The following is a 14,094-nucleotide window of genomic DNA, read 5'->3' as shown; positions in this document are numbered from 1 at the left end:
CCGCCGCGCCGTCCGGGCGCGGCCCTCGGCCGGTTTCAGGACGATCTTCGGTGACCGTAGGCAGCGGGCATGCCGATCGCCACGGCAAACATCGACAAAGTGGTATTGACCAGTCGCTATGACGAGACGTAGCGTGTGCCGCGACGGGATCGGCTGCATTGGAGGATGAAGGCGTGCGGTCTGGCGGTGAGAGCCGTAACGGAAACACGAAGCGGCAGGCGGTCCGCCGCGAGCTGCTCGCCATGCTCGGGGATCTGGAGCCCGGTGACGCGCTGCCGTCCGAGCGCCGGCTGGTCGAGGACCTCGGCGTCTCCCGGCCCACGTTACGGCAGGCCGTGGACGGCCTCGTCGCCGAGGGGCTGCTCGAACGGCGGCACGGAAGCGGCACCTACGTGGCCGAACCGCGGATCGCGGTCCCGCTGACCATGACCTCGTTCACCGAGGACATGATCCGCCGGGGCATGAAGCCGGGCGGCCGCGTGCTGTCGTTCCGCACGGAGAGCGCGGGGGCGCGGATCGGCAGGCGGCTCGCCCTCTCACCGACCGAAGAGGTCTTTACCATTCGGCGGCTGCGGCTGGCGGACGGCACGACGATGGCCATCGAGACGCTCTTCCTGCCCCGCGCGCTCATGCCCGGGCTACGCAGGGACGTCCTGGAGGGCCGGTCGTTCTACGACCTGCTGCGCGGCGCCGGCATCGTGATCGCCTCGGGCACCGAGACGATCGAGCCGACCGTCACCACCCCGGAGGAGGCCGCCGAGCTGGGCGTGCCGGTGCACACGCCGGCGTTCCTGTTCGAGCGGGTGACGCGAGACGAGGACGGGCGGCCACTGGAGTACGTCCGGTCCCTCTACCGGGACGACCGGTACCGCCTCGAGCTCGACCTCCGCCCGCCGTCCCACTGACCGCTCCCCCGGCGCGCGTCCGGCACGCGCCCCGGGCACGACCGACCATCAGCGCTGTCGGGGCGCCGCAGCGCGCGTTCCACCCTTGAGAAGCGAGGCGACTTCACCATGGGCGTCATCAAGGACATCCTCACGTTCCTGGCGAACAACGTCTTCGGCCAGGTCCCGATCCTGATCGGGCTCATCACGCTCGCCGGGCTCGTCCTGCAGCGCAAGCGGGCCGAGGACGTCGTCGCCGGCGCGCTGCGCGCCACGATCGGCGTCGTGGTCCTGTTCATCGGCGTGGACGTGTTCTCCGGCGGGCTGTCCAGCTTCCAGACGGTGCTGGCCAGCGCGATGGGCACGTCGCCGCCGCACGCCGACCACTCGCTCACCGACTTCCTGTCGAAGCAGGGCGGGACGATCGCGCTGGTGATCACGGTGGCGTTCCTCGTGCACGTGCTGATCGTGCGGCTCTTCCCGGCGGCGCGGTACCTCTACCTGACGGGCCACCTGATGTTCTGGGTCAGCACGGTCACCGTCGCGTCGCTGGTGACGATCGCGCCGGGCGCGGACCAGCTCACGCTGGTGCTGTGCGGGGCCGGGTTCGTCGCGGCCTACTGGACGCTGCAGCCGCTGTGGATGCGGCCGCTGATGCGCCGCGTCATGCCGGACGACCGGTTCGGGTACGCGCACACCAGCTCGCTGGCCTGCCTCATCACCGGGTACGCGGCCCGGCCGCTCGGCAGCCGCGAGAAGCACGACACCGAGAAGCTGACGCTGCCGCGGCAGCTGTCGTTCTTCAAGGACGTCAACATCAGCACCGCGCTGATCATCTCGGTGATCATGCTGATCGGGGTCGCGTTCGCCGACGACGGCGTGGTGGCCGGGGCCGCCGCCGAGATGGACGCCAAGCTGTCCCCATGGGTGTGGGGGCTGCTGGTCGGGTTGCGGTTCGCGGGCGGCATCGCGATCCTGCTGTACGGGGTCCGGATGTTCCTCGGCGAGATCGTCCCGGCGTTCAAGGGCTTCAGCGACCGGGTCATCCCCGGCACCCGGCCCGCGCTGGACGCGCCGACGGTCTTCCCCGTCGCGCCGACCGCGGTCATGCTCGGGTTCGTGACGTCCACGGTGGTGTTCCTGGTCTGCCTGGCGGTCTCGGCGGCGGCCGGCTGGTTCACCCTGGCGCCGCCCATGATCATGCTGTTCTTCGTCGGCGGCGCCGCCGGGCTGTTCGGCAACGTCGTGGCGGGCTGGCGCGGCGCCCTGCTCGGCGGCGTGGTGTCCGGCCTGATCCTCGCGGTCGGCCAGGGCTTCACCTGGGGGCTGTACGAGCGGACGGCGCCGGAGCTGTCCACCCTCGCCGACCCGGACTGGTACGCGATCGGCTGGCTGCTGAAGGCGACGGACCCGGTCATCGGCAAGGGCTCGGTCTGGCTGGTGCCGGCCGTCGCGCTCGCCGCGACCGTGGCCACCCTGGTCCTGCTCGGCCGCTCGGACAAGCGGCGTGCGGCCGCCGAGGACGAGACCGCGCCCGCCGACGCGGCCACCGCGCAGGCCTGAACGACTCACAACGGAGGGAACCGACATGGCACTGGACAGGCGGCTGGAGGTCCTCGCGGTATGCGGGGTCGGGATGGGCTCCAGCCTGATGCTGAAGATGACCGCCGAGGACGCGCTGAGCTCGCTCGGCGTGGACGCCCGGGTGGAGAACACCGACGTGTCGTCCGCGCGGGGCATGTCCCCGGACGTGGTGATCGGACAGGGCATGCACACCGAAGAGGTCGCCGACCTCGCGCCCGTCGTCATCACGATCAGCGACTTCCTCGACAAGGACGGCCTGGCCGCGCAACTGAAGGAGCGGCTGACCGAGCAGGGATGGCTGCCGTGACCGTCGTCGCCGCGAACGACGACGTCGCCGCGCGGGACTGGCGCGAGGCCGTCCGGGAGGCGGCCGCCGCGCTGGTCGCCGCGGGCGCCGCGGGCGAGGGCTACCCGGCCGCGTGCGAGCGGGTGGTCGAGGAGAACGGCCCGTACATCGTCCTCACCAAGGGCCTCGCGCTCGTCCACGCCCGTCCCGAGGACGGCGGGCTGGCCGTCGGCGTCGGTGTGACCCGGCTGGCCGCGCCGGTGGAGTTCGGGCATCCCGACAACGACCCGGTCGACCTCCTGCTGGCGTTCTGCACGCCGGACCCGGACGCGCACGTCGGCACGCTCGCCGCGCTGGCCCGGTCGCTGTCGGGCGGGCTGGCCGACCGGTTGCGCGCCGCGCCCGGCCGGGAGGAACTGGCCGGCGCCCTGAAGGAGGCCGTGCCCGATGCGTGACGCCGCCGGGCAGCGGCTCCCCGGCCGGGTGCGGGCCCTGCTCGACGATCTCGACGCCGCCTCCGGCGAGGCGATCGGCGCGGCGGCCGCGCTGCTGCTCGACGCGGTCCAGGCGGGCGGGATCGTGCACGTCGCCGGGGCCGGGCACTCGCTGGTGATGGTGTGCGAGACGTTCTACCGGGCCGGCGGGCTCGCCGCGGTCCGCCCGATCTGGGCGCCGGACGTGCTCCCGTTGGACGACGCCATGCGCAGCACCCGCGCCGAGCGGCGTACCGGCGTCGGCCGCGCCGTCGTCAAGGAGGCCGCGCCCGCCCCGCCGGACGTCGCGGTGGTGTTCTCCACCAGCGGCAGCAACCCGTACCCGGTGGAGATCGCCGAGGAGTGCGCGGCCCGGGACGTCCCGGTGGTCGCGGTGACCTCGGCCCGCGCCGCGAGCGGCGCCGCCGCCCGGGCCGCCACGATGCTCGCCGACCACGCCGCGATCGTGGTCGACACGCGGGTGCCGCCCGGCGACGTCCTGCATCCGCCGGACGCGCCGCGGACCGCCGCGGTCTCCACGATCCTCGCCGCCTACGCCTGGTCGCGGATCCTCGCCGATCTGGACGACCTCGCCGCCGCGCGCGGTGTGGAGCCGCCCCGGTGGACGAGCGCGAACGTGCCGGGCGGGGACGAGCGGAACACCGCGCTCATCGCCCGCTACCGGCACCGCGTCCCCGAGCTGACCGGCGGCGAGTGACCGGCGTCTATGATGCGGGGCATATCGGACCAGTTGAGGAGTGAGATGACCACCAGGCCGACCGAGGAGGATCTTCTCTCCGTGTTCACGCGGGCGGACCTCGGCAAGGACGAGCGGCTCGACCTGATGGAGTTCACGCTCGTCCTGGAGCACCTCGGGCTGTCGTGGACGCGCGCGGAGACGCAGGACCGGTTCGAGAAGGCCGACGCCAACCTCGACGGGTTCATCTCCTACGCCGAGTACCGGGCGATCCTGGAGGCGCAGGGCTGGGTCTGACCGCCCGCATGACGGAACGGGCCCGCCGGCCGCGCCGGCGGGCCCGTTCCGTTCCGCCGGTCAGACCCGGCGTCCGCGCAGCTCGCGGTACCTGCGGACGAGCGCGGCGGTGGACGCGTCGGGCGCGTCCGACGGCGCTTCCTCCGAGGTGAGCGCGGGCGCGAGGTCCTGCGCCATCACCTTGCCGAGCTCCACGCCCCACTGGTCGAAGGAGTCGATGCCCCAGATCGTCCCCTCGACGAACACGATGTGCTCGTAGAGGGCGACCAGCTCGCCGAGTGTCTTCGGGGTCAGCTTCGGCACCAGGATCGTGCTGGTCGGCCGGTTGCCCGGCATCACCTTGTGCGGCACGACCGCGGCCGGGGCCCCCTCGGCGGCGATCTCGTCGGCGGTCTTGCCGAACGCGAGCGCGGACGTCTGCGCGAGCAGGTTCGCGGTGAGCAGGTCGTGCATGCCGGCCCGGTCCTCGAACGGCTCGGCGAACCCGATGAAGTCGGCCGGGACCAGCCGAGTGCCCTGGTGCAGCAGCTGGTAGAAGGCGTGCTGGCCGTTGGTGCCCGGCTCGCCCCAGAAGATCTCGCCGGTCTGCGCCACGACCGGCGCGCCGTCGGCCCGCACCGACTTGCCGTTGGACTCCATCGTCAGCTGCTGCAGGTAGGCGGGGAAGCGCGACAGCCGCTGGCTGTAGGGCAGCACGGCGCGGGTCTGCGCGCCGAAGAAGTCGGTGTACCAGACGCCCAGCAGGCCCATCAGCACCGGCATGTTCGCCTCGAACGGCGCGGTGCGGAAGTGCTCGTCGACCTCCCGGAACCCGGCCAGCATCTCGCGGAACGCCTCGCCGCCGATCGCGATCATCAGCGACAGCCCGATCGCGCCGTCGAAGGAGTAGCGGCCGCCGACCCAGTCCCAGAACCCGAACATGTTCTCGGTGTCGATGCCGAAGTCCGCGACCCGCTCGGCGTTGGTCGACACCGCGACGAAGTGCCGCGAGACGGCCTTGTCGTCGCCGAGGCCCTCGATCAGCCACTGCCGCGCGACCTTGGCGTTCGTGAGGGTCTCCAGGGTGCCGAACGTCTTGGAGCTGATGACGAACAGCGTCTGCTCGGGGTCGAGCCCGGCGAGCTTGCCGACGATGTCGGCCGGGTCGATGTTGGAGACGAACCGGCACGAGATCCCGGCGTCCACGTAGTCGTGGAGCGCCTCGTACGCCATCGCGGGCCCGAGGTCGGACCCGCCGATGCCGATGTTGACGACGGTGGTGATCCGCTTGCCGGTGAAGCCCGTCCACTCCCCGGCCCGGACGCGCTCGGCGAATCGCGACATCTTGTCCAGGACGGCGTGCACGTCGGCGGCGATGTCCTGGCCGTCCACGGCCAGCGCCTCGCCCGGCGGCAGCCGCAGCGCGGTGTGCAGGACGGCGCGGTCCTCGCTGACGTTGATGTGCTCCCCCGAGAACATCGCGGCGATCCGGTCGCGCAGCCCCGCCCGCTCCGCCAGCGCCACCAGCATCCGCAGCGTCTCGCCGGTCACGCGGTGCTTGGAGTAGTCCAGGCAGAGGTCCGCTGCGGTCACGGTCATGCGCTCGACGCGTCCCGGGTCCTCGGCGAACAGCTCGCGCAGATGCCGGCCGGCCAGCTCCGCCTGGTGCTCGGCCAGCGCCGTCCATTCGGGCGCCTCGGTGATATCAGCCATTGCCTCTCTCATCTCCTCGGCGGGGCCGGCCGGGCGCCGTCGGCCCCCGGGGCGCCGCGCCGTCCCCCACGGCGATCATAGGTCGGCGGCGCGCGGCGCTCGCAACGCTCTCCCCGACCGGGGAGTGTTCCCACCCGGATGACCGGTTCCTCCCGGTGCGCGGATAGGGTCGGCGCGGACGAGCCGTCCGCGGCCCGGCGGGGTGCCGGGGGACGGCGGCTCCCGGACCGGCTCTGGAGGGTTCATGGGCGAGGCCCCCTGGGACATCGCGCGGCTGCTGGAACTGACGGCGCTCGGCGACGACGCCTTCCTCGCGGACTCCCCCTCGGTGGGGCGCCCGCGGCTGTTCGGCGGCCAGGTCGCCGGGCAGGCGCTGCGCGCGGCCTGCCGCACCGCCGGCGGGCGCGCCCCGCATTCGCTGCACGCCTACTTCATCCGTCCGGGCACGCCGGAGGAGCCGCTGCGGTTCGACGTCGCGCGCACCCGCGACGGCCGCTCGTTCTCCACCCGGCACGTCACCGCGGCGCAGGGCGGCAAGCCGATCCTGGAGCTGATCGCCTCGTTCCACGAGCCGGAGGACGGCTTCGACTGGCAGCCGCCGGGCCCGCCGGCGACGCCGGCCCCCGAGAGCCTGCCGGAGCCGACGCTGCCGGCGTTCTTCCGGCACCCGACCGGGTTCGAGATCCGGGTGGTGAACCCGCCCGGCGCGGGCGAGTTCCCCATGCCGCACCCGTTCTGGATCCGGGCCACCCGGCCGATCGGCGACGATCCGGCCCTGCACGCGTGCCTGCTGGCGTACCTGTCGGACATGGGCGTGGTGAGCAGCGCCCGCGCGCCCGGCTCCCCCAGGCGCCTCGTGACCGCCGTCACATTGGACCACGCGATGTGGTTCCACCGTCCGCCGCGTGTGGACCAGTGGCTGCTCTACTCGGTGGAGCCGGTCGCCAACCACGGCGCCCGGGGCCTCGCCCGCGGAACGCTCCACACAGCCGACGGCACGCTGGTCGCCTCGATCGCCCAGGAAGCCCTCCTACGCCCCGCCACCGACTGAACGAAAACCCGCTGGGCGCCCCCGGCCGCGGCGGGTAGCGTCACCGCCCATGGGGGCCCGCGCCAACTTCGTCCTGATCGACGCCGGCGGCGTGCACCTGCACTACTCCCACTGGGGCGCCGACCTGGTGTCCTCGGCACTTGCCGCGGGCCCGGCCCCGGCCGCACGCTTCATCGCCGCGCAGCACCGCTGCGACGACCCGGAACGCGACTGGCTGGACGACGTGTGGGCCGAAGGCGGCGCCGTCGTCGACCGCACCTCGCGGCGGCTGGTGTTCTACGGCGACCAGCTGATGCTGGACCTGCCGTGCAAGCGGGCCTTCCTGGCGCTGCTCGCGGAGACGTGGCCCGGCTGGACGGTGCGGTGGGCCTACGACGGCATCGGCGACCTCGCCGCGGCGGCCGGGCGCGACCGGTCGACCGTCCGCGAGCCCGACGAGGACGAGCGGTTCCTGCCGGAGGAGACGGTCACCGACCTCGACGACGAGGTCCATCTCCTCACCGTCCGGACGGCGGAGGGATGCACCGCCTACCCGCTCGGGTGGTACGTCCACACCGCCTGGCAGGGGCCCGCCCTACTGGACCGGCTGCCCGCCGGAGGGCTGCCGCGGCTGGACCTGCGGGAGATCCCGGTCGGCGGCCTGCACGTGGACGCCGCCGCGAGGACGGCCGGCGTCTGGATGCGCGGCTCCTGCACGGGCCTGGTGCCCGCGCTCGGCGGGCTGTGGCCGGGATGGCGCGTGGAGTTCTGGGAGGACCGCTACGAGGAGCAGCTCGGCCGCTGCGGCGGGACGGTCACCGCGCCGGCCGCCGACCTGGCCGCCGACCTGGACCAGGTCATCGCCACGCTCGGCTCGCGGCGCGGCGACGACCCGGTGCCTCGCATGCTGGACTTCGTCCACGAGGTCGCCGGAGAGCGGACGGTCGAGCTGAACCCGCACTTCACCGCGCACCGTCCGGGGGACGCCTCCCCGGGCGAATGGGAGTCCGTGCTCCGCGTCGCAGCGGACCTGCGTGTCCGGTTGGCGGGGGCGGGGTGAGGGCGCCTGGCGGTGGATGGGTCAGGCTTTGGCCGGCGTGAGGGGGGTGAGCGGGTCGGTGGTCAGGGCCGGGGCCAGGGCCGGGCGGGTGCGGCGGAGGCGGGCCAGGGCGTAGGCGGCGGCGAGCGCGGCGGCCAGGCAGACGGTGCCGGCCAGCACGAGTGCGGCGCGGGGGCCGACGGTGTCGCAGAGCACGCCGAGCGCGGGGCCGCCGACCGCGCCGGACGCGGCGCCGACCATGCCCTGCGCGGCGATGACGCGGCCGCGCAGGTGGCCGGGGCTGTCCAGCTGGACGCGGGTGGCGACGGTGGTGTCCAGGACGACGGCGCCGGCCGCGATCGGCAGCATCGCGGCGCCGAACAGCGCCAGGTTCGGGGCGCCGCCGCTGAGCAACTGGCCGGCGGAGCAGATCGTCGCCGTGATCAGCAGCAGCCGGAGCGGGAGCCGGGCGCGGGACGCGGCGTACACGCCGCCGACGACGGTCCCGACGGCGAAGAGCACCGACAGCGCGCCGTAGCCGCCGGCGCCGCCGTGCAGCGGCCCCTGGCTCATCGCCGCCATCGTCACCTGGTAGTTGCGGCCGAGGCTGCCGAGCGCGAAGGCGAGGCCGAACATGACCAGCAGCCGCGGGTTGGCGAGCACGTAGCGGAACCCGGCGGCGATGCCCCGCTCCCCCGGCTTCGCGGGCGGCAGGACGTGCAGCTCCTTCGGGCGCATCAGCGCGATGGCCAGCAGCACGCCGAGGAAGCTCACCGCGTTGGCGGCGAACGCGCCGGGCACCCCGGCCAGCGGGATGATCACGCCGGCGAGGCTCATGCCGAGGATGCGGCCGCCGGAGCTGAGCACCGAGCCGAGCGCGAGGCCGTTGGACAGGTCCTCGGGGCCGACGACCTCGGCGCCGAAGCGGCCGAGCGCGGGCGAGCTCATCGCGGTGACCATGCCGGAGGCCAGCGAGATCGCGTACAGGCCGCCGGTGCCGGACGGGTCGCCGGAGGCGATCAGCGCGAGCACGGTGGACAGCGCCGCCTGCACGGCCTGCCCGGCCGCCACCACGTAGCGGGCGGGGAGCCGGTCGGCGATCACGCCGCCCCACGGGCCGAGCAGGATGGTGGGCAGGGCCTGCAGGACCAGGCCCAGCCCCACGCTGGTGGCCGAGTGGGTGATGGACAGGATGAGCCAGTTCATCGCCAGGACCTGCATCCACGTCCCGGTGATCGAGACGAAGTCCGCGGTGGCCCACAGCCGGTAGTTGTGATGGCGCAGCGAGCGCAGCATCACGGGGATCGCCAAGACCCTCTCCTCTTCAAAGGCAGTACCAAACCGGCTTAAACGCCATCCGCGCGCTGGAACGTTCCGGTCAAGAGAGGTGTATGAGGCATGTCACGTTTAAGCAGGTCAGGACCGGGTCAGCGGACGGTGGCCCGCAGCCCCGGCCCCAGCGGGGATGCCGCGCGGTCCGCCGGACCGCGGGCGTGTTTCCTGGGGGGCGGCTCGGGCACGTCCCGGAGGAACCAGGCGGAGACCCAGGGAGCATCCGGACATGACCACGATCGCCACCACCAATCCCGCCACGGGGGAAGTGGAGAAGACCTTCGACGAGCTGGCCGACGAGGAGATCGACCGGCGCATCGGACGGGCCGCCGAGACGTTCGCCGAGTACCGCACCACCGACCTCGGGCTCCGCGCGGAGTGGATGAACGCGGCCGCCGACATCCTGGACGCCGAGGCCGAGCGGATCGGCGCGATGCTCACCACCGAGATGGGCAAGACCCTCAAGGCCGCGGTCGCCGAGGCGCAGAAATGCGCCAAGGCCTGCCGCTACTACGCCGCGCACGCGGCCGAGTTCCTCGCCGACCGTCCCGCCGACCCCGAGGCGGTGGGTGCGCGGGACGCCTACGTCCACTACCAGCCGCTCGGGCCGGTGCTGGCCGTCATGCCGTGGAACTTCCCGCTGTGGCAGGTGATCCGCTTCGCCGCTCCGGGGCTGATGGCCGGCAACGTGGGCCTGCTGAAGCACTCGTCGAACGTGCCGCAGACCGCGCTGTTCCTGGAGGACCTGTTCCGCCGCGCCGGGTTCCCCGACGGCGCGTTCCAGACGCTGCTGATCGGCTCGGCGAAGGTCGAGCGGGTACTGCGCGACCCGCGCGTGAAGGCCGCCACGCTGACCGGCAGCGAGCCCGCCGGACGGTCCGTCGCCGCCATCGCGGGCGACGAGATCAAGCCGACGGTGCTGGAGCTCGGCGGCAGCGACCCGTTCGTCGTCATGCCGTCGGCCGACATCGGGGCCGCGGCGAAGACGGCGGCGACCTCCCGCTGCCTGAACAACGGGCAGAGCTGCATCTCCGCCAAGCGGTTCATCGTCGACCGCGGCTGCGCGGACGAGTTCGAGCGGCTGTTCGTGGAGAACATGCGCGCGCTGAGGGTGGGCGACCCGATGGACGAGGCGACCGACGTCGGCCCGCTGGTCAGCGAGCAGGGCCGCGCCGACGTCGAGGAGCTGGTGGCCGACGCGGTGGGCAAGGGCGCGGACGTGCTGTGCGGCGGCGAGCGCCCGGACCGCCCCGGCTGGTACTACCCGCCGACCGTGATCGGCGGGGTGACCCGCGACATGCGGATGTTCCACGAGGAGGTCTTCGGGCCGGTGGCGTCGCTGTTCCGGGTGGACGGCGCGCGCGAGGCGATCGAGCTGGCCAACGCCACCGGCTTCGGCCTCGGGTCCAACGCCTGGACGCGGGACCCCGGCGAGCGGGAGCTGTTCGTCCGCGAGCTGGACGCCGGGCAGGTGTTCGTCAACGGCATGACCACCTCGTATCCGGAGCTGCCGTTCGGCGGCGTCAAGCGGTCCGGGTACGGGCGCGAGCTGTCCGCGCAGGGCATGCACGCGTTCTGCAACGCCAAGACCGTCTGGGCCGCATGATCGTTACGGGCTAGGCTGGCCCCGGAGGTGGCGCGATGACGCGGATGGAGCCGGGCGCGGTGGTGGTGCGCGGGAGCGAGGCCGAGACGATCGGGGACGTCCCCGCGGCGGTGCGGCTGCTCGCCGATTCCAGCAGCACCGGCGGGGCGCTCAGCACCCAGCGGGTGACGCTGGCGCCCGGCGGGAACGGTGCGACGCCGCACTACCACGCCGGGTCGACCGAGCTGTTCTACATGCTGAGCGGCACGGCGCAGATCCTGTCGGGCGAGCAGGTGCTGGAGGCCGGCGAGGGCGACCTCGTCGTGGTGCCGCCGCGGATGGCGCACGCGTTCGCCGCCAAGCCCGGCAGCACCGCCGACCTGCTGATCGTCATCACGCCGGGCGTGGAGCGGTTCGACTACTTCCGGCTGCTCGGCCGCCTCGGCAAGGGCGAGGCGACGCTGGACGAGCTGCTGGAGTCGCAGGAGCGGTTCGACAACCACTTCCTCGACAGCCCCGAGTGGACCAAGGCCCGCTCCTGACCTAGGGGACGACCCGGAACGTCGTGCGGGCGGGAGCGCCGCCGGCGTCCGCGGAGAAGGTGTGCACTCCGAGCGGCATCGGGCCCGCGAGGAATTCGTGGGCCTGGTTCACCGCGTAGTTGAAGGTGCCCATATGGTCGACGACCGGGCCGGGGCGCTCGCCGAAGCGGTCCAGGCTCACCTGGACCCGCTCCCCCGGCCGCCAGCCCGTCCCGTGCACCACGAAGACCGTCGCACCGTCGCCCTGCGGCTGGTTGACCACGATCCGCGGGCTCCCGGCGGGGCGGTCCCCGGTGCCGCCCAGCGGGAGCGGCGGTTCCGCCGCCCTCCCGGCGGGCGGCCGTCCCCCGCCCGGATCCGCCCCCGCGGAGTCGCCGCCCGACCAGAACGTCCGGGCCAGCAGGGCGCCGACGCCGATCAGCACGATCGCGGCCACCGAGGCGATCGTGTTGCGCGGCTCGCGGAGGAAGGTGCGCGCCGCCGACACCGAGGACCGCCCGTCCCGCACGCCCCCGATGACCACCGGCGGGCGCTCCGGCACCGGCGCGGGGCCCTCCGGCTCCGGTACGAGGCCCCCCGGCACCGGTTCGCCGACCGGGAGCCGCGGCCCCTCCGCGTAGTCCCTGACCAGGCTCAGCGCCGCCCCGGACAGACCGGGCTCGGCCCGCCCGTGGCGGAGGTACTCCGACACGGACGCCAGGACGTCGCCCGGGGACGGCCGCCGTCCGGGGTCGCGGGCCAGGCAGCCCCGCACCAGCGTCTCCAGCTCGACGGTGAGCCCGGAAAGGTCCGGAGGCAGGGTGGCGAGCTGCGCCATCAGCTCCAGCGCGCCCTCGCCCCGGTAGGGGCCGTGCCCGGTCGCCGCGAACAGCAGGGTCGCGCCCAGCGCGTAGACGTCGCTCGCGGCCGTCACGACGCGCGATCCCTGCGCCTGCTCGGGCGCCATGAACGCGGGGGTGCCGACCGCGACGCGGCTGAGCGTCACCCGGGCCCGCTCCCGCGCGTGCGCCAGGCCGAAGTCGATCACGCGCGGCCCGTCCGCGCACACCAGCACGTTGGAGGGTTTGAGATCGCGGTGGACGAGGCCCGCCGCGTGGATCGACTCGAGCGCCTCCGCGCATCCGCCCGCCAGCCACCGCACCGCCGCGACGGGCAGCGGGCCCGCCTCCGCGACCAGCAGCTCCAGCGAGGGCGCCGGGACGTACGCCGTCGCCAGCCACGGCACCTCGGCGTCCGGGTCGGCGTTCACGACCGAGGCGGTGTAGACCCCGCTGACCCGCCGGGCCGCCGCGGCCTCGTGCGCGAACCGGGTGCGGAAGTCGGCCTCGCGGGCCAGCTCGGCCCGGATCGTCTTGACCGCGACGAGCCGTCCCGCCGCGGAGCAGCCGAGGTAGACGCGGCCCATGGAGCCCGACCCGAGCCGGCCGAGGAGCGTGTACGGCCCCGTGGCGGCGGGGTCGCCCGCCTCCAGGGAGCCGAGCGGCGCGTCGCGCCTGACCATGTCGCCTCCCCCCGGCCGCCTGCCTCACATGGTGCACAACGCGAGGCGCCGATGGCCGCCGCGGGCGCGAAGCGTCCGATGGCGGCCAGTGGCGGCCCCGCCCAGGGCGCCGGGGCGGGAGCGGGTCAGGCGCTCTTCTGGGCCTCCGCCTCGCGCCGCACCTCGTCCATGTCGAGGGCGCGGGCCTGCTCGATGAGGTCCTCGAGGGCGTCCTCGGGCAGCGCGCCGGGCTGGGAGTACAGCACCACCCGGTCGCGGACGACCATCAGCGTCGGGATCGAGCTGATCTGGAAGGCCGCGGCGAGGTCCTGCTCGGCCTCGGTGTCGACCTTGGTGAACACGACGTCGGGGTGCCGCTCGGAGACCCGCTCGTACACCGGCGCGAACTGGCGGCAGGGCCCGCACCAGGACGCCCAGAAGTCGACCAGGACCATGCCGTCGCCGCCGACCGTCTCGTCGAACGTCTCGCGTGTCAGGGCCTTCGTTGCCATTACCGTTCCCCTCTTCGATGCCTTACAGCTACGGCAACACCCGCCCCCGCACCGCGATTCCCCGCCGTCGCCGGGCATCCGCGACCGGCCGATTACGCGGGCGGCCGCCGGTCAGGGCGCGGTGTAAGCGAGACGAAATCGGTGTTCATTACGGTCCGGGACGAGGCTCATCCCGTCCTGGAAGGCGGCTCATGTCGGGTACAGGAGTCCTTGTCAGAACGAACGGCGCGGAGGGCACCGCCACGGCGAGGCCGGACGCCCGAGCGGGCGCGGCGCGGCCCCCGGTCCGCTTCGGCGTCCTGGGGCCGCTCCGGGTGCTCGGCGGCGCCGGGCTCGTCCGGCTCGGCACCCCCAAGACGCGCGGGCTGCTGGCGGCGCTGCTGTGCGGCGCGAACCGGCCCGTGGCGCTGGAGACGCTGGTGGACGCCCTGTGGGGCGAGGAGCCGCCGAAGTCGGCGACCAAGAACATCCAGTCGTACGTGCACCGGCTGCGCCGCACGCTCGGCGACCCGGACCGGATCGTGCGGACGGGGCCGGGCTACCTGCTGCGGGTGCGCCCCGGCGAGCTGGACGCGCACGCCTTCGAGCGGCTCGCGCGGGAGGGCGGCCGGGCGCTGCGCGCGGGCGACGACGCCCTCGCAGCCCGGCTGCTGCGGCAGGC

The 14,094-nt window shown here is 73.9% G+C and carries 15 protein-coding genes; 11 read left to right on the top strand and 4 right to left on the bottom strand.

All coding sequences use genetic code 11. From position 1 onward, the window contains the following. Positions 1–173 precede the first annotated feature (173 nt). The 6 genes from ABD296_RS36865 to ABD296_RS36840 all read left to right on the top strand — a co-directional run bounded on the left by ABD296_RS36865 (position 174) and on the right by ABD296_RS36840 (position 4,221). Positions 174–905 (top strand): GntR family transcriptional regulator, encoded by a 732-nt coding sequence (locus tag ABD296_RS36865; protein WP_344278444.1) that lies wholly within the window; start codon positions 174–176, stop codon positions 903–905. A gap of 108 nt (positions 906–1,013) precedes the next feature. Beyond that, positions 1,014–2,447 (top strand): PTS ascorbate transporter subunit IIC, encoded by a 1,434-nt coding sequence (locus ABD296_RS36860; RefSeq protein ID WP_344278441.1) that lies wholly within the window; start codon positions 1,014–1,016, stop codon positions 2,445–2,447. Positions 2,448–2,472: 25 nt separating this feature from the next. Next, the gene (locus ABD296_RS36855) at positions 2,473–2,775 is read left to right on the top strand and encodes a PTS sugar transporter subunit IIB (RefSeq protein WP_344278438.1); all 303 of its coding nucleotides are present in this window, start codon (positions 2,473–2,475) and stop codon (positions 2,773–2,775) included. Next, the gene (locus tag ABD296_RS36850; RefSeq protein ID WP_344278435.1) at positions 2,772–3,209 is read left to right on the top strand and encodes a PTS sugar transporter subunit IIA; all 438 of its coding nucleotides are present in this window, start codon (positions 2,772–2,774) and stop codon (positions 3,207–3,209) included. The genes ABD296_RS36855 and ABD296_RS36850 overlap by 4 nt, the downstream gene beginning before the upstream one ends. Beyond that, complete coding sequence (locus ABD296_RS36845) at positions 3,202–3,945, top strand: sugar isomerase domain-containing protein (protein ID WP_344278432.1); 744 nt, start codon at positions 3,202–3,204, stop codon at positions 3,943–3,945. The genes ABD296_RS36850 and ABD296_RS36845 overlap by 8 nt, the downstream gene beginning before the upstream one ends. 45 nt (positions 3,946–3,990) lie before the next feature. Continuing rightward, positions 3,991–4,221: an EF-hand domain-containing protein gene (locus tag ABD296_RS36840; protein WP_344278429.1), complete on the top strand. Its 231-nt coding sequence runs from the start codon at positions 3,991–3,993 to the stop codon at positions 4,219–4,221. A 60-nt stretch (positions 4,222–4,281) separates the two neighbouring features. Here the strand turns inward: ABD296_RS36840 and pgi are convergent, their stop codons facing one another. After that, positions 4,282–5,913: a glucose-6-phosphate isomerase gene (gene pgi / locus ABD296_RS36835; protein WP_344278426.1), complete on the bottom strand. Its 1,632-nt coding sequence runs from the start codon at positions 5,911–5,913 to the stop codon at positions 4,282–4,284. Between the two features lie 244 nt (positions 5,914–6,157). Between pgi and ABD296_RS36830 the strand changes: the two genes are divergently transcribed. Both ABD296_RS36830 and ABD296_RS36825 read left to right on the top strand, forming a co-directional pair. After that, complete coding sequence (locus ABD296_RS36830; RefSeq protein WP_344278423.1) at positions 6,158–6,964, top strand: acyl-CoA thioesterase; 807 nt, start codon at positions 6,158–6,160, stop codon at positions 6,962–6,964. Positions 6,965–7,013: 49 nt separating this feature from the next. Continuing rightward, complete coding sequence (locus tag ABD296_RS36825) at positions 7,014–8,003, top strand: hypothetical protein (RefSeq protein ID WP_344278420.1); 990 nt, start codon at positions 7,014–7,016, stop codon at positions 8,001–8,003. Positions 8,004–8,024: 21 nt separating this feature from the next. On the opposite strand, the gene ABD296_RS36820 is transcribed toward ABD296_RS36825, so the two are convergent. Further along, positions 8,025–9,293 carry an MFS transporter gene (locus ABD296_RS36820; protein ID WP_344278417.1) on the bottom strand — a complete coding sequence of 423 codons (1,269 nt, stop codon included), beginning with the start codon at positions 9,291–9,293 and terminating at the stop codon, positions 8,025–8,027. A gap of 250 nt (positions 9,294–9,543) precedes the next feature. Here ABD296_RS36820 and ABD296_RS36815 point away from each other — a divergent pair, with 250 nt between their 5' ends. Together ABD296_RS36815 and ABD296_RS36810 are read left to right on the top strand one after the other, a co-directional pair. Then, a complete protein-coding gene (locus tag ABD296_RS36815) occupies positions 9,544–10,920 on the top strand; it encodes an NADP-dependent succinic semialdehyde dehydrogenase (RefSeq protein WP_344278414.1) in 1,377 nt (458 codons plus the stop codon). 35 nt (positions 10,921–10,955) lie between these two features. Further along, complete coding sequence (locus tag ABD296_RS36810; protein ID WP_344278412.1) at positions 10,956–11,441, top strand: cupin domain-containing protein; 486 nt, start codon at positions 10,956–10,958, stop codon at positions 11,439–11,441. Between the two features lies 1 nt (position 11,442). Here the strand turns inward: ABD296_RS36810 and ABD296_RS36805 are convergent, their stop codons facing one another. Both ABD296_RS36805 and trxA read right to left on the bottom strand, forming a co-directional pair. After that, complete coding sequence (locus tag ABD296_RS36805; protein WP_344278409.1) at positions 11,443–12,942, bottom strand: serine/threonine-protein kinase; 1,500 nt, start codon at positions 12,940–12,942, stop codon at positions 11,443–11,445. A 125-nt stretch (positions 12,943–13,067) separates the two neighbouring features. Further along, on the bottom strand, positions 13,068–13,433 hold the full coding sequence (trxA, locus tag ABD296_RS36800; protein WP_344278406.1) for a thioredoxin: 366 nt from the start codon (positions 13,431–13,433) through the stop codon (positions 13,068–13,070). A 191-nt stretch (positions 13,434–13,624) separates the two neighbouring features. Between trxA and ABD296_RS36795 the strand changes: the two genes are divergently transcribed. Then, the coding region (locus tag ABD296_RS36795) for an AfsR/SARP family transcriptional regulator (protein WP_344278403.1) at positions 13,625–14,094 on the top strand (470 nt) is incomplete at its 3' end.

The organism is Actinomadura napierensis (genome assembly GCF_039529375.1).
GTDB classification, from domain to species: Bacteria; Actinomycetota; Actinomycetes; order Streptosporangiales; family Streptosporangiaceae; genus Spirillospora; species Spirillospora napierensis.
Note: the sequence above shows the minus strand (reverse complement) of the source record. Positions and strands in the feature narration are given on the sequence as shown.